The sequence below is a fragment of the Kitasatospora sp. NPDC089797 genome (assembly GCF_040684795.1).
Taxonomy (GTDB): Bacteria; Actinomycetota; Actinomycetes; order Streptomycetales; family Streptomycetaceae; genus Kitasatospora.
Map to the genome: position 1 here is coordinate 19,503 of NZ_JBFBGS010000077.1, position 14,627 is coordinate 34,129.

Here is a 14,627-nt window from a genome sequence, read left to right on the forward strand (position 1 = left end):
CTACCCGTCGGTGGGTGGGCGAAGGGCACCCGTCCCACGTCGCGGGACACCCGAAGGCCCGTTCCACCGGGCCGCTTCCCCGCGTAGCAGCCTGGTCACAGTCACCCGGGGTGACTTTCACCGGCGGAGGACGGGCTGGAATGATTCCCCCCGTCAGTCAGAGGAACGAAGCACCCCCGGCCGGGGGGCCACAATTCGGGGGAACCGAGAGAGCGGGGCAGGCGAGCAGTGCCGCAACTCGTCATCGAGATCAACGGACAGCAGCGGACTCTTGAGCCCGGGCGGTCCTACACCATCGGGCGCAACCCGCAGTCGGACTTCACGTTCGACGACGCCAGGGTCTCCTGGCAGCACGGGACCATCAGCTTCAACGGCAGCGGTTGGCAGCTGGACGACCACGGCAGTACCAACGGCACCTACGCGGCCGGCGCCCGCACCGTGCAGGCCCAGCTGTTCCCCGGCGCCGTGGTGAACCTGGGCAACCCGGAGAACGGCCCCCGACTCGCCTTCTCCGCGCCCGCCCACGCCGCCGCCCCGCAGGCCGCCCCCGTGCACGAGGCCGTCACCAGCCGCAGCCCCGCCCCGACGCCCCAGCCGCCCGCGCAGCAGCCCTGGCCCGGCCAGGACCCGTACCAGCAGCAGCCGCCGCCCCAGGCCTGGCCGGCCCAGCAGCCCCCGCAGCCGTACGCGCCCGCGCAGCAGCAGCCGTACCCGCCGCAGCCGCACGACCAGCAGCCGCCCCACCACGGCGGGTTCCCGCAGCAGCAGGGCTTCACGCCCGCGCCGCCGCACGACGGCGGCCCGCAGCCGACGGTGATCCGCAACCTGACGGCCGGCATGCGCACCGTCAGGATCGGCCGCGCGCTGGACAACGACATCGTGGTGTCCGACCTCCAGGTCTCCCGCCACCACGCCGAACTGCGCCAACTGCCGGACGGCCGCTACGAGATCGTCGACCTCGGCAGCCACAACGGCATCTACCTCAACGGCCAGCGGGTGCAGCGCCAGCTGATGGGCCCGCAGGACCGGCTGACCGTGGGCCACTCCGGCTTCGTGCTGGTCGGCGACCAACTGCAGGAGTTCGTCGACACCGGCGCGGTCTCCTTCTCCGCCCGCCACCTGACCGTCGAGGTCGAGCACAAGGGCGCCAAGAAGATCCTGCTCGACGACGTCAGCTTCGGCGTCCCGGAGAAGTCCCTGGTCGCCGTCATCGGCCCGTCCGGCTCCGGCAAGTCGACCCTGCTGCGCGCCCTCACCGGCTACCGCCCGGCCGACCGCGGCGAGGTGCTGTACGACGGCCGCAACCTCTACAAGCAGTTCGCCGAACTCCGCTCCCGGATCGGCCTGGTGCCGCAGTCGGAGATCCTCCACCGCGAGCTGACCGTGCGGAAGGGCCTCAAGTACGCGGCCCGGCTGCGCTTCCCCGGCGACACCGAGGCCCGCGAGCGCGAGGCCCGGATCGACGAGGTGCTGTACGAGCTGCGCCTGGACAAGCGCGCCGACAACAAGATCACCGCGCTCTCCGGCGGCCAGCAGAAGCGCGTCTCGGTCGCCCTCGAACTGCTCACCAAGCCCTCGCTGATCTTCCTGGACGAGCCCACCTCGGGCCTCGACCCGGGCATGGACCGCGAGGTCATGCAGATGCTGCGGGGCCTCGCCGACGACGGCCGCACGATCCTGGTCGTCACCCACTCGGTGGCCGAACTCGCGCTCTGCGACCGGCTGCTGGTGATGGCGCCGGGCGGCTCGGTGGCCTACTTCGGCCCGCCGGACGAGGCGCTGCACTTCTTCGGGTACGAGACCTGGGCCGACGTCTTCCAGGCCTTCGAGAACTACCCGGACCACGACTGGGCCGGCCGCTACCGCGGTTCCGTGCACTACCAGCAGTACTCCGCCCCGACCGTCGAGGCCGGCGAGGTGCAGCACGCCCAGGTCGCCCAGGAGGCGGTCAAGCCCCCGAAGCCGCAGAGCTGGGGCTCGCAGCTGTGGACGCTGATGCGCCGCTACATGTCGGTGCTCGCCTCGGACCGCGGCTTCCTGGCGCTGTCGGTGCTGCTGCCGGCGGTGATCGGCGCGGTCAGCGTGCTGATCCCCAACGAGCCGGGGCTCGCGCCCAACCCGAAGACCCAGCTCCACCTGAACAACGGGGCCGCGACCATCCTGCTGATCCTGGCGATCGGCGCCTGCTTCTCCGGGGCGGCCAACTCGGTCCGCGAGCTGATCAAGGAACGGGCGATCTACGAACGGGAACGGGCCACCGGCCTCTCCCGCTCGGCGTACATGATGTCCAAGATCATCGTGCTGGGCATCTTCTCGGTGATCCAGGGCGCGATCATCTCCGCCGTCGGCTTCCTGCCGCGCAAGCTGCCCGAGCACGGCCTGATCGTCCAGAACATCCCGATGATCGAGATGACCATCGGCATGATCCTGCTGAGCTTCGCCGCGATGATGTTCGGCCTGATGATCTCCGCGCTGGTGAAGACCGCCGAGAAGACCATGCCGCTGCTGGTCATGTTCGCCATCGTCCAGGTCGTCTTCACCGGCTGCCTCTTCCAGATCTTCGGCAAGCCCGGCCTGGAGCAGGTCGCCTGGCTGATGCCGGCCCGCTGGGGCACCGGCATGGTCTCCACCACGCTGGACCTGTCGCACCTGATGGGCCCCTGGAACAAGGACTTCCAGAACCCGAACTACGACCCGCTGTGGACGCACTCCGTCGCCCAGTGGTCGATCGACGCGGGCGTGCTGATCGTCATCTCGGTCGTGATCGGCGTGGTCGTGACCAGGCTGCAGCGCCGGCACGAGCCGGAGGTCATGCAGAAGGGCTGACAACCTGCTGCTGTATCCGCCCGCCCGCTCGCCTCCGGCTCGGCTCGGGGCGGGCGGGCGCCATCCGCCCGGTCCGCCTCCGGGCGGGCCCGGCACGGCCGGGAGGCCCGGGAGGGCCCACCGTCCTAGGTCCGCGGACCTGCGTCCGGCGCGGCCCGGGACGGACGCCGACGCCCCCGCGACGGCGGTAGTTTGGCGGTATGCCCAGCACCACCGGGGACCGCCCCGACCCCGCCGGCCCACCCGCCGCCTGCGACCCGCTGGCCGGCATCGAGGCCGTCAGCCAGGCCCTGCTCGCGATGAGCCGGCACCTGGAGGTCCGCGAGGTGCTGCGCCGGATCACCGCCTCCGCCCGCGAACTGCTCGGCGCCGAGTACGCGGCCCTCGGCGTGCCCGACGACCACGGCGGCTTCGCCCAGTTCGTGGTCGACGGCGTCACCGACGAGCAGTGGCGGGCGATCGGCCCGCTGCCCCGCCAGCACGGCGTGCTCGCCGAACTGCTGCACGAGACCGGACCCACCCGCCTCACCGACGTCCGCAAGGCCCCCGCCTTCGAGGGCTGGCCCGCCGCCCACCCCGAGATGGACGCCTTCCTCGGCATGCCGGTCCTGGACGCCGAGGCCGCCGAGGACGAGCCCCAGGTGCTGGGCGTCATCTTCCTCGCCAACAAGCGCGGCGGCGGCCTGTTCACCGACCACGACGAGGAACTGCTGCGGATCCTCGCCGCGCACGCCGCCCTCGCGCTCTCCAACGCCCGCCTGTACGAGCGCAGTCGGGAACTCACCCTGGCCGGCGAGCGCGCCCGGATCGCCCACGACCTGCACGACGCCGTCGCCCAGAAGCTCTTCTCGCTGCGGCTGACCGCCAAGGCCGCCGCCAAGCTGGTCGACCGCGACCCGGCCCGGGCCCGCACCGAACTCGCCGAGGTCGCCCGGCTCGCCGCCGAGGCCGCCGACGAGCTGCGCGCCGTGGTGGTCGAACTGCGCCCCGCCGCCCTGGAGGAGGACGGGCTGAGCGCCACCCTCGCCTCCCAGGTCCAGGTCCTCGACCGCGCCCACACCGCCGACCTGGCCTTCGCCGCCGACGGCGTCCGCGCCCTGCCGCCGGCCCAGGAGGCCGCGCTGCTGCGGGTCGCCCAGGAGGCGCTGCACAACGCGCTGCGCCACTCCGGCGCCGGCCGGGTCACCGTCACCCTGGCCGGCACCCCCGCCCGCGGTGCCGTGCTGCGGGTGCGCGACGACGGGCGCGGCTTCGACCCCGAATCCGTCCGCCGGGCCGGCCGTCACCTCGGCCTGGCCTCGATGCGCGACCGCGCGGCCGCCGTCGGCGGCACGCTCACCCTGGAGTCCGCCCCCGGCAAGGGGACGCTCGTCGAGATGGAGGTCCCCGGTGCCTGAGAGCACGCCGTCGATCCGCGTCCTGCTGGTCGACGACCACCAGGTGGTCCGCCGCGGACTGCGCACCTTCCTGGAGGTCCAGGACGACATCGAGGTGGTCGGGGAGGCCGCCGACGGGGCCGAGGGCGTCGAGCGCGCCCGCGCCCTCGACCCGGACGTCGTCCTGATGGACCTCAAGATGCCCGGCGTCGACGGCATCGAGGCGCTGCGCACGCTCAAGGAGGAGGGCAGCCGGGCCCGGATCCTGATCGTCACCAGCTTCACCGAGCACCGCACCATGGTCCCCGCGCTGCGGGCCGGCGCCGCCGGGTACGTCTACAAGGACGTGGACCCGGAGGCGCTGGCCGGGGCGATCCGCTCGGTGCACGCCGGCCACGTGCTGCTCCAGCCCGAGCTGGCCGAGGCGCTGCTCTCCGACGACGGCCCGCGCGCCCCGCAGGGCCGCGGCGGGACCCTCACCGAGCGCGAGCGCGAGGTGCTCGGCCACATCGCCGACGGCCGCTCCAACCGGGAGATCGCCCGCAGCCTGCACCTGTCGGAGAAGACGGTGAAGACCCACGTGTCCAACATCCTGATGAAGCTGGACCTCGCGGACCGCACCCAGGCCGCCCTGTGGGCCGTCCGCAACGGCGAGACCAGGCCGGCGTAGCGGCCGGCCCCGGCGGGCGCTCCTAACGGGCCTCGCGCTCGTCCACCAGGGCGTTGTACGCGGCCACCTGGGCGCGCCGGGCGGTGCGCCGCAGCGGGGCCAGCACGGACTGCCGGGCGGCCATCTCGGAGGCGCTCACGGCCGCGCCGTGGCCGCCCGCGGCGATCGCCAGCAGGGCGGACACCTGCCGGGCGGACTCCAGCACCCGGACGGCGCGCGGCGGGTAGCCGGGCGCGAGCAGCTCGGCGTGGCCGCGCCGGCGGTACGCCTCCAGCGCGCGCATCGCCTCCGGGCCGGCGCCGGCCACGTCCAGCCGGGTCAGCAGGACGGTCGCCTCGCGCAGCCCGTCCGCCAGTTCGCGCTCGGCCTCGTGCAGCGAGGGCACGTCGGCCGGCGGGGTGTCGTTGACCTCGGCGCAGCGCCACAGCACGGTCGCCGAGCGGTCCCCGACCGGGCCGAACACGGTGGTCTCCGGTACCAGCCCGAGCGGCACCCCGACCGCGAGCACCGCCTCGCCCGCCGCCATGGCGCGCTCGTTGAACGCCGCCGGGCCGGTCAGTCCGAGCGGGTGCCCGGCCGAGGGCAGGGCCAGCCGCAGGCCCTTCACGCCCAGCACCCGCAGCCGGCCCAGCGCCCAGGTCAGCCCGTGCTGCTCGCCCGGGGCGTCCCCGGGCAGGCCGGTCACCCGGTGGCCCTCGTCGGCGCCCAGCACGGCCTCGGCGGCGTTGTCGGGCGGCACCAGACCGCTCAGCAGGGCGTTGCCCCAGGCGGTCAGCCGCCCCGAACGGGGCTCTTCGTACGGATTGTCGGCAGGAGTCGCGAGCATCCGGCCAGCCTACGGAATCGGCGGTCATCCGCGTGGCGTAGGTTTGCCCATGCGCGTGCGGCGCACCCATCCCGTGCCCACCGGCTGCCGGAGTAGGCTCGCCGCCCGCACCGACGGCCGAAATTTTTGTGTATTTGGGGAAGGCGTGGGCATGAGCGACGTGCTGGAGCTGGTGGACGTAACCGTGGTCCGGGAGGGGCGCGCGCTGGTCGACCAGGTCTCGTGGTCCATCTCCGAGGGTGAGCGCTGGGTCATCCTGGGCCCGAACGGCGCCGGCAAGACCACCCTGCTGCAGATCGCCTCCTCGTACCTGTTCCCGACCTCGGGCAAGGTCTCGGTGCTCGGCGAGCAGCTGGGCGAGATCGACGTCTTCGAACTGCGCTCCCGGATCGGCCTGGCCGGCGCCTCGATGTTCGACAAGCTGCCGGCCGAGCAGACCGTGCTGCAGACGGTGCTGACCGCCGCCTACGGCATGACGGTCAGCTGGCAGGAGGCCTACGAGCAGTCCGACGAGTCGCGCGCGCTCGCCCTGCTCGACCGGATGGGCATGGCCAACCTGACCGGCCGCAAGTTCGGCACCCTCTCCGAGGGCGAGCGCAAGCGCACCCTGATCGCCCGCGCCCTGATGACCGACCCCGAGCTGCTGCTGCTCGACGAGCCCGCGGCCGGCCTGGACCTCGGCGGCCGCGAGGACCTGGTCCGCCGGCTCGGCGCGCTCGCCCAGGACGAGTTCGCGCCCGCCATGGCGATGGTCACCCACCACGTCGAGGAGATCGCCCCCGGCTTCACCCACGTCCTGATGATCCGCCAGGGCAAGGTGCTCACGGCCGGCCCGATCGACACCGAGCTGACCGCCCGCAACCTCTCCAAGTGCTTCGGCCTGCCGCTCACCCTGGAGCGCCACGGCGACCGCTGGTCGGCGCAGGGTCTGCCGCTCGGCTGACCTCCCGTCCGTCCACTCCGCCCGGGATTGTCGGAACCGGTCGCACGTGCGACCGGTTTCCGCCCCTCGACCTGCGGGAACTGTCCGCCTCGAAGGCCCTTCGCTCCCTAGGATGGACACGTGGACAGCTGGATCTGGTGGCTCCTGGCCGCCGCTGCTCTCGGCATACCGCTGGTGCTCACCGCGATGCCCGAGTTCGCCATGTTCGCGATCGGCGCGCTGGTGGCCGCCGGCGCGGCCGGACTGGGCGCGGGGGTGGTCCTCCAGGCCGTGGCCTTCCTGGTGGTCTCGGTCGCGCTGGTGGCCTTCGTCCGGCCGATCGCCTACCGGCAGCTGCAGAAGGGCCCGCAGGTCAAGATGGGCATCGAGGCGCTCCAGGGCGCCACCGCGGTCGTCGCGGAAACCGTCGACGGGGAGGGTGGACGGATCAAGCTCAACGGCGAGATCTGGTCGGCCCGAGCGCTCCACCCGGACCAGGTCTACCAGCCGGGGCAGCAGGTCGACGTCGTCGAAATCCAGGGCGCGACCGCCCTGGTCGTCTAGGGGAGAGTCCGTGGAACCCGTCCTTATCGTTTTGGTCGTCCTGGTCGTGGTGGCCTTCATCGCGCTGATCAAGACGATCCAGGTCATCCCGCAGGCCAGCGCCGCGATCGTGGAGCGCTTCGGCCGCTACACCCGGACGCTCAACGCGGGCCTGAACATCGTCGTCCCGTTCATCGACCGGGTCCGCAACCGGATCGACCTGCGCGAGCAGGTCGTGCCGTTCCCGCCGCAGCCGGTGATCACCCAGGACAACCTGGTGGTCAACATCGACACCGTCATCTACTACCAGGTCACCGACCCCCGGGCGGCCACCTACGAGGTCGCCAGCTACATCCAGGCGATCGAGCAGCTGACCGTCACCACGCTGCGCAACATCATCGGCTCGATGGACCTGGAGTCCACGCTGACCTCCCGCGAGGTCATCAACGCCGGTCTGCGCGGCGTCCTGGACGAGGCCACCGGCAAGTGGGGCATCCGGGTCAACCGCGTCGAGCTGAAGGCGATCGAGCCGCCGACCTCCATCCAGGACTCGATGGAGAAGCAGATGCGCGCCGACCGTGACAAGCGCGCGGCGATCCTCACCGCCGAGGGCCAGCGCCAGGCGCAGATCCTCAAGGCCGAGGGTGAGAAGCAGGCCGACGTGCTCAAGGCCGAGGGTGAGGCGCAGGCCGCGGTGCTGCGCGCCGACGGTGAGGCGGCCGCGATCCGCACGGTCTTCGAGGCGATCCACGACGGCGACGCCGACCAGAAGCTGCTCGCCTACCAGTACCTGCAGACCCTGCCCGAGCTGGCCAAGGGCGACTCCAACAAGCTCTGGATCATCCCCAGCGAGGTCGGCGACGCGCTCAAGGGCCTCGGCGGCGCCTTCGGCGGCCTGACCGGCAACGGCGGCGGGGCCAACGGCGGCGCACTGGCGGCGCCGACCGTCCCGCAGGCGCCCCCGGCGGCCACCCAGGTGCCGCTCGACCCGGCGGCCGGGCCGCGGCCGGTGGACGTCGAGAAGGGCTCGGCCCGGCCCCGGGTCGACCCGGCGCGGGAGTACCGCAAGATCGACCCCGAGTGATCGACGAGACGTGCTCGGCGTGACGTGCTCGGCGTGATGCCCGACGTGAAGTGATCGACCGCGAGTGATCGGCCGGTTCGCCGCCCGGTTGCCGTCCAGGGGCCCGCTGCCTGCCGGTGGCGGGCCCTCGGCGTTCCCCCGGGGCCGGTGGTGCCGCTGCGGCGGCTGTGGGGGCCGGCGGTGTGGCGTGCGTCCCGAATACCGGGCGGGCCTGGTCGGGCCGGTGCGCGGTCCGGCATGATCCCCCTCGGACAGGACCGCGAGGAGAGGTGACCCATGACGCTCTGGGAGTCGATCGCCGTCCTGGCGGCCGGTGTCGGCGCCGGGATGATCAACGTGATCGTCGGTTCCGGCACCCTGATCACCTTCCCGGTGCTGCTCGCCGTCGGCCTCCCGCCGGTGACCGCCAACGTCTCCAACTCCTTCGGCCTGGTGCCCGGTTCGCTCAGCGGCGTGATCGGCTACCGGCGCGAGCTGGCCGGCCAGGGCCGCCGGCTGCGCCGGATGGGCACCGCCTCGCTGCTCGGCGGACTGCTCGGCGCGCTGTTGCTGACCAAACTGCCGAGCGGCGCCTTCAACGCGATCGTCCCGGTGCTGATCCTGCTCGCCCTGGTCCTGGTGGTGATCCAGCCCCGGGTGGCCAAGGCAGTGGCTGCCCGGCGCCGCGCCGACGGCGATCCGGACGGCAGCCTGCCGCTGCTGTTCGGGGTGTTCCTGACCGGCATCTACGGCGGCTACTTCGGCGCCGCGCAGGGCGTCCTGCTGATGGCGCTGATGGGCATGATGCTCCAGGAGGACCTCCAGCGGATCAACGCGGTGAAGAACGCGCTGGCGATGGTCGTCAACGGGGTCGCCGCGCTGTTCTTCCTGTTCACCTCGACGGTGGACTGGGCGGCGGCCGGGCTGATCGCGGCCGGTTCGCTGGTGGGCGGCCTGCTCGGGGCCAAGGTCGGCCGCCGGCTGCCGCCGGTCGCGCTGCGCGGGGTCATCGTGGTGGTCGGGCTCGCGGCCGTCACCAAGCTGCTGATCGGCTGACCGGCCGGGCGGGGCGGACGCCGTCGCCGTCGACGGCCGTGACGTCGACGTCGGTTCGGCCGAGGCCGAAGCGACCTCGGAGAGGTTGACCGGACAGCGGATGATCATGGGATCGTACGTCCGACCACCCGACCGTACGTGAACCGGAGGAGTGCGCCGTGGCCCTGGAGATGCGCGAGACCTGCGAGCGCTGCGCGGTGTCGCTGACCGCCGACGACCCCGCCTCGATATGTTCCTACGAGTGCACCTTCTGCGCGGACTGCACCGCGGCCATGCAGACCGACTGCCCCAACTGCGGCGGCGAACTGGTGGCCCGTCCGCGTCGGAAGGCCGTCTGACCGGGCCCCGACCGGCCCCCGACCGATCCCCGACCGACCCCCCCCGGAGCGCATCGATGAGCAGCAGGGCACGCATGGACGAGGACGAGATCGCGACGGCCCTGGCGGCCCTGCCGCTGTGGGTCCGGGACGGCGACAGCATCGCCCGCAGCGCCGACGCCCCCGACTTCCCGGCCGCGATCCGGGTGGTCGTCGCCGTCGCCGAGCAGGCCGAGGCGCTCGACCACCACCCCGACATCGACATCCGCTGGCGCACCCTGCGCTTCGTGCTGTCCACCCACAGCGCCGGCGGGCTCACCGGCCTGGACTTCACCCTCGCCGCCCGCATCGACGAGGCCCTGCGCGCGGAGTCGGCGGTCTGAGGGCCCCGCCGCTGCGCCGAGGGCCCGGGCGGCGCCCCGGGGCGGGCGTGAGATGCTGACTGCCGCAATCGGCAGGCAGGCGGGGCTGGGAGGGACGGAACGATGGCGCAGGAGCCCTTCGGAGACGCCCACGACCCGCAGCAGCCCTGGTACCCCCAGGGCCCCCAGTCGGACTGGCAGGGGTACTACGACCCCCAGCAGGCCCAGCCCCAGGCGCAGGACCAGCCCCAGTGGCAGCACTCGCAGCCGTACGAGCCGCAGCAGTACGAGCAGTACTACGGGCAGCAGGGCGGGTACGGGCAGACCGGGTACGCCGAGGGCGGCTACGCCCAGGGCCACGACCCGTACGGCGGCGGGGAGCACCACCAGCCGTACCAGCAGCAGTACCCGGACCACCACGGGCAGCAGCCGTACGCCGCCGCCCCGCCGCAGGCCGGGCCCGCGGAGGAGGCGCTGTACGTCCCGGCGGGGGCCGCGTACTCGGCCGACGGCTACCTGCAGGTCGAGGAGCCCGCGGCGGAGCCCGTGCCCGGGCCGGTGCCCGTCACCGAGGCGGCGGTGGCGAAGGCCGCCGACGAGGCCGCCGACGGATCGGCCGGGACCGGCGCGCGCTCGCGGGCCGCTCGGCGCGGTGGTGCCGGGGGCGGCAGCGGTGCCGGCTCCTCCGGTGCGCGGGGCGGCTCCGCCTCCGCCGGGTCGCTCGTGGACAAGGTCCGGGCGGCCGTCCTCACCGGGGAGCACGTGCCCAGCCGGCGCGCCCTGCTGGTGCGGACGGGCGCCGGGCTGGCCGCGCTCGGGGTGCTGATAACCGCCGCGCTGACGGTCGGCGCCGAGGGCGGCGGCAGCGCGGCCGCGACCAGCGGCGGCGAGCCCGGGTTCGCGGTGGCGCACGCCAAGGTCTGGTCCGCCCAGCCCGTCGCGGCCCCGTCCGCCGCCGGGCAGTCGGCGGGCGACGACACGCTGGTCGGCAGCTGGCTGCTGGCCGACGCCGTGGTCCGCGCCGACGGCTCCGGCGTGCACGCGTACGACCGGACGGCGGGCAAGCCGACCTGGACGGTCGAACCCCCGGCGGCCGGGGCCGTCCCGTGCGGGCTGTCGGCGGGCGTGAACCAGGCGGGTCTGGGCGCGGCCCTGTTCCGGCCGCAGGCCGACCCGAAGAGCCCGTGCACACTGGTCGCCGCCGTGGACACCAAGACCGGCAAAACCGCCTGGACCAAGAACCTCTCGGACGCCAAGGGCGCCTACTCGGCGCGGGTCGGCGTCACCGAGGACATGGTGATCGCGGTCGGCGACGACCGCGCGGTGGCCTGGGCGGCGGCGGACGGGAAGGACGTCTGGCAGTACACCGGGCAGGGCAAGTTCTGCACGCTCTCCGGCGGTGTCAGCGGGAAGACCGTGCTGGTCGCCTCCTCCTGCGCCGACTCGACGCCCGCCGACCAGGCCGTGTCGCTGAACGCGGCGGACGGCAAGGTCGGCTGGTGGCGGGGCCTGAACAACCAGCCGAAGACGGTCGCCGTGCTCTCCGCCGAGCCGGCCGTGGTGCTCACCACCGGGGGCAAGCCGGAGGACGACCGGGTGTTCGCCTGGGGCGCCGCCGGAGATCCGGCCGCCGAGATCCCGGTGGTCACCGACGCCGGCCGGCTGGACGTCACCCACGGAACGTTCTCGGCCACGCCCGAGGTGTTCTTCGAGGGCCGCACGATGGTCGCCGCGATGTCCCCGGCGAAGGCCGGCGGGCCGGTGTCCGCGGTCGGCTACGACCTGGACACCGGCAAGCAGCGCTGGCGGACGCCGACCTCCGCCAAGGGCGGCGCCCGGGCGGTCGGCATCGACGGCGGCTCGCTGGTGCTGGCCGCCGACGAGCGCCGGGACCAGCCCGCCCGCCTGGGCCGCTTCCCGCTGGCGGGCGGCCAGGAGGTGGTCGGCGGCAACTTCCCGTCCGGCACCGGCTCGCTGTTGCTCTCCGGGCGGGTGCTGATCGGGGGCGGACAGGTGGTCGTGGTGCCCGAGCACTCGTCCAACTACGGCACGGCGGCGGGCTACCAGGCGAAGGCCTGAGGCCGCGCGACGGCCGCGGCCGGCTCGACCGCTGTGACCGCGACGGCCGTCAGGGCGCCCGGGCGGTCAGGCCGCGGTGACCGGCTGCCCCGGTACGGCCGGCAGCCAGTCGGCGAGCTCCCGCGCCTCCGAGCCGCGCAGGCCGAGCGCCAGCATCAGCGTGGCCTGCGGCGTCGGCACGAACGGGCGCCGCAGCAGCTTCATCCCGGCCTGTTCGGGCGTCCGGTCGGCCTTCCGCTGGTTGTCCTCCGCGCACGCGGCCACGGTGTTCATCCAACTGTCCTCGCCACCACGGGACTTGGGGTGCAGGTGGTCCACCGTGGTGGCCCGGCGCCCGCAGTACGCGCACAGGTGCTGGTCCCTGGCCAGGACCCCCCGCCTCGACCACGGGGCCTGTTGTCGGAACGGCACCCTCACGTACCTCTGGAGCCTGATCACCCGTGGCACCGGAACGGTCACCCCCGTCCCGCGGATCGAGCGCAGCGGGTGCGCCTGCTCCACCACCGCCTTGTCCTGGAGCACCAGGACGACGGCGCGCTGGAGCGACACCGTCGTCAGGGGCTCGTAGCTCGCGTTCAGAACCAGCGTGTTGCGCACTCGGCACACCCTTCCCGCGGGCGTGCCACGGCGGCACGACCGTCTCCACACACGTCACTGCCGCCGCGCGGCGGCGAACCCACTCTGAATGGGCTCGCAGCCGACTAACAACGGAATTTCCGGTACCGCGGGGGGACCGGGCAGGGGACGGGGGGAGTACGTCGGCCGCCCCGACCGGGTGCCTCGGGGAAAACTCGCTGGCCGGAACCGCGTAGGCTCTATCAGGCTGGAGTCGTACCGACCCGGGGCCCGATCGAACCGGGCCGACAACGGGCGGACGCCCGATCGAAGGAGAAGCGTGACCGTGACGGACATCGTCGACGAGCTGCGGTGGCGTGGGCTGATCGCCCTGTCCACCGACGAGGACGCACTGCGCAAGGCGTTCGCGGACGGCCCGGTCACGTTCTATTGCGGCTTCGACCCGACGGCCCCCAGCCTGCACCTCGGCAACCTGGTGCAGATCCTCACCATGCGCCGCATCCAGCAGGCGGGGAACCTCCCGCTCGGCCTGGTCGGCGGCGCCACCGGCCTGATCGGTGACCCGAAGCCCACCGCCGAGCGGGTGCTCAACGACCCCGAGACGGTGGCCGGCTGGGTCGACCGCCTGCGGGGCCAGATCTCGCGCTTCCTCGACTTCGAGGGCCCGTACGCGGCGCGGATGGTCAACAACCTGGACTGGACCTCCGGGATGTCCGCCATCAGCCTGCTGCGCGACGTGGGCAAGTACTTCCGGGTCAACAACATGATCGCCAAGGAGGCCGTCGCCCGGCGGCTCAACTCCGACGCGGGCATCAGCTACACCGAGTTCAGCTACCAGATCCTCCAGGGCATGGACTACCTGGAGCTGAACCGCCGCTACGGCTGCACCCTGCAGACCGGTGGCAGCGACCAGTGGGGCAACCTCACCGCCGGCACGGACCTGATCCGCAAGGCCGACGGCAAGTCCGTGCACGCGCTGGCCACGCCGCTGATCGTCAAGGCCGACGGCACCAAGTTCGGCAAGACGGAGTCCGGCACGGTCTGGCTCGACCCCGAGCTGACCACCCCGTACGCCTTCTACCAGTTCTGGCTGAACGCGGACGACCGGGACGTCCCCAACTTCCTGCGGATCTTCAGCTTCCGCTCGAAGGAGGAGGTCGAGGAGCTGGAGCGCGAGACCACCGAGCGTCCCGCCGCCCGCCTCGCCCAGCGCGCCCTCGCCGAGGAGCTCACCACGCTGGTGCACGGCGCCGAGCAGTACGAGCGCGCGGTCGCCGCGTCCAAGGCGCTGTTCGGCCAGGGCGACCTGGCCGACCTGGAGGCTCCGACCCTGGCGGCGGCGCTGGCCGAGGTCCCGAAGGCCGAGGTCACCGAACTCCAGCCGGTGGTGGACCTGTTGGTCGCCGTCGGTCTGGCGCCGAGCCGCTCGGCCGCCCGCCGGACGGTCAAGGAGGGTGGTGCCTACCTCAACAACGTCAAGGTGACGGATGAGGAGGCGGTGCCGACCGAGGCCGATCTGCTGCACGGCCGCTGGCTCGTGCTGCGGCGCGGCAAGCGCAACCTGGCGGCTGCCGAGCTGGTGCCGGCATCGGCCTGAGCGCCGGTCAGGGCGTCGGCGTGACCGAAATACGACGCCGCTGAGCTGCGGCTTCGACCAACGAGGGCGGGATCCAGCCGGATCCCGCCCTCGACGTTTGACGATGTCCTCCAGGTGGCCTAGTGTTGAACGAGTCGCTGGAGCGGCCACCCCACTCAGCAAGACCCACTCCCACACTTCGACGCCCATTCAGTTGGGTTCGTTGGCGTTGCCGTCAACAGGTGTGGGCGTGAATTTCGAGTAACACTCGGAATACGCTAAAGTGGTGGTCGTCGCGAAAAGCGGCCCGACCAGTTCGGAAAATCGGATGAATGAAACTCCGGAAAACGGAGCGGAAAACATCTGGTAAGCTGGAAACACGAAAGAACGAAGCGCCCGGAGGGCCCGCTGGAAGGCGGTCCGAAGGAAGCGTCC

At 72.9% G+C, this 14,627-nt stretch carries 14 protein-coding genes; 11 read left to right on the top strand and 3 right to left on the bottom strand.

The window, feature by feature from the left end:
* Positions 1–228: 228 nt before the first annotated feature.
* From AB0O91_RS38660 to AB0O91_RS38670, 3 genes are all read left to right on the top strand, one after another.
* Positions 229–2,826, top strand: coding sequence for an FHA domain-containing protein (locus AB0O91_RS38660; protein WP_363443433.1), 2,598 nt, complete (start codon positions 229–231; stop codon positions 2,824–2,826).
* A 299-nt stretch (positions 2,827–3,125) separates the two neighbouring features.
* Positions 3,126–4,223 carry a GAF domain-containing sensor histidine kinase gene (locus AB0O91_RS38665; RefSeq protein WP_363443461.1) on the top strand — a complete coding sequence of 366 codons (1,098 nt, stop codon included), beginning with the start codon at positions 3,126–3,128 and terminating at the stop codon, positions 4,221–4,223.
* Complete coding sequence (locus AB0O91_RS38670) at positions 4,216–4,872, top strand: response regulator transcription factor (RefSeq protein ID WP_363443435.1); 657 nt, start codon at positions 4,216–4,218, stop codon at positions 4,870–4,872. Before AB0O91_RS38665 ends, AB0O91_RS38670 begins: the two co-directional genes overlap by 8 nt.
* 22 nt (positions 4,873–4,894) lie before the next feature.
* On the opposite strand, the gene AB0O91_RS38675 is transcribed toward AB0O91_RS38670, so the two are convergent.
* On the bottom strand, positions 4,895–5,698 hold the full coding sequence (locus AB0O91_RS38675) for a hypothetical protein (protein WP_363443437.1): 804 nt from the start codon (positions 5,696–5,698) through the stop codon (positions 4,895–4,897).
* Between the two features lie 151 nt (positions 5,699–5,849).
* Here AB0O91_RS38675 and AB0O91_RS38680 point away from each other — a divergent pair, with 151 nt between their 5' ends.
* The 7 genes from AB0O91_RS38680 to AB0O91_RS38710 all read left to right on the top strand — a co-directional run bounded on the left by AB0O91_RS38680 (position 5,850) and on the right by AB0O91_RS38710 (position 12,040).
* Positions 5,850–6,641, top strand: coding sequence for an ABC transporter ATP-binding protein (locus AB0O91_RS38680; protein ID WP_363443439.1), 792 nt, complete (start codon positions 5,850–5,852; stop codon positions 6,639–6,641).
* Positions 6,642–6,761: 120 nt separating this feature from the next.
* Entirely contained in the window at positions 6,762–7,184 is a 423-nt protein-coding gene (locus tag AB0O91_RS38685) for an NfeD family protein (protein ID WP_363443441.1), read from the top strand.
* A gap of 10 nt (positions 7,185–7,194) precedes the next feature.
* Positions 7,195–8,247, top strand: a complete 1,053-nt coding sequence (locus AB0O91_RS38690) for an SPFH domain-containing protein (RefSeq protein ID WP_363443443.1) — start codon at positions 7,195–7,197, stop codon at positions 8,245–8,247.
* A gap of 276 nt (positions 8,248–8,523) precedes the next feature.
* Positions 8,524–9,282 carry a sulfite exporter TauE/SafE family protein gene (locus AB0O91_RS38695; protein ID WP_363443445.1) on the top strand — a complete coding sequence of 253 codons (759 nt, stop codon included), beginning with the start codon at positions 8,524–8,526 and terminating at the stop codon, positions 9,280–9,282.
* Between the two features lie 158 nt (positions 9,283–9,440).
* Complete coding sequence (locus tag AB0O91_RS38700) at positions 9,441–9,620, top strand: DUF1272 domain-containing protein (RefSeq protein ID WP_363443447.1); 180 nt, start codon at positions 9,441–9,443, stop codon at positions 9,618–9,620.
* A 56-nt stretch (positions 9,621–9,676) separates the two neighbouring features.
* On the top strand, positions 9,677–9,982 hold the full coding sequence (locus AB0O91_RS38705; protein WP_363443449.1) for a 4a-hydroxytetrahydrobiopterin dehydratase: 306 nt from the start codon (positions 9,677–9,679) through the stop codon (positions 9,980–9,982).
* Positions 9,983–10,084: 102 nt separating this feature from the next.
* Positions 10,085–12,040 carry a PQQ-binding-like beta-propeller repeat protein gene (locus tag AB0O91_RS38710; RefSeq protein ID WP_363443451.1) on the top strand — a complete coding sequence of 652 codons (1,956 nt, stop codon included), beginning with the start codon at positions 10,085–10,087 and terminating at the stop codon, positions 12,038–12,040.
* A 66-nt stretch (positions 12,041–12,106) separates the two neighbouring features.
* Here AB0O91_RS38710 and AB0O91_RS38715 read toward each other — a convergent pair whose 3' ends face one another.
* Positions 12,107–12,637 (bottom strand): HNH endonuclease, encoded by a 531-nt coding sequence (locus AB0O91_RS38715; protein ID WP_363443453.1) that lies wholly within the window; start codon positions 12,635–12,637, stop codon positions 12,107–12,109.
* Between the two features lie 304 nt (positions 12,638–12,941).
* Here AB0O91_RS38715 and tyrS point away from each other — a divergent pair, with 304 nt between their 5' ends.
* Positions 12,942–14,213 carry a tyrosine--tRNA ligase gene (gene tyrS, locus AB0O91_RS38720; protein WP_363443463.1) on the top strand — a complete coding sequence of 424 codons (1,272 nt, stop codon included), beginning with the start codon at positions 12,942–12,944 and terminating at the stop codon, positions 14,211–14,213.
* 189 nt (positions 14,214–14,402) lie between these two features.
* On the opposite strand, the gene AB0O91_RS38725 is transcribed toward tyrS, so the two are convergent.
* A partial coding sequence (locus tag AB0O91_RS38725; protein ID WP_363443455.1) for a hypothetical protein occupies positions 14,403–14,627 on the bottom strand: 225 nt, incomplete at its 5' end.

What these genes read in the sequence shown, in the direction of transcription:
- AB0O91_RS38665 (WP_363443461.1), top strand. Translation starts at nt 3,126, where the DNA reads ATGAGCCGGCACCTGGAGGTCCGCGAGGTGCTGCGCCGGATCACCGCC.
- AB0O91_RS38695 (WP_363443445.1), top strand. Translation starts at nt 8,524, where the DNA reads ATGACGCTCTGGGAGTCGATCGCCGTCCTGGCGGCCGGTGTCGGCGCC.
- AB0O91_RS38710 (WP_363443451.1), top strand. Translation starts at nt 10,085, where the DNA reads ATGGCGCAGGAGCCCTTCGGAGACGCCCACGACCCGCAGCAGCCCTGG.
- AB0O91_RS38675 (WP_363443437.1), bottom strand. Translation starts at nt 5,698, where the DNA reads ATGCTCGCGACTCCTGCCGACAATCCGTACGAAGAGCCCCGTTCGGGG.
- AB0O91_RS38705 (WP_363443449.1), top strand. Translation starts at nt 9,677, where the DNA reads ATGAGCAGCAGGGCACGCATGGACGAGGACGAGATCGCGACGGCCCTG.
- AB0O91_RS38680 (WP_363443439.1), top strand. Translation starts at nt 5,850, where the DNA reads ATGAGCGACGTGCTGGAGCTGGTGGACGTAACCGTGGTCCGGGAGGGG.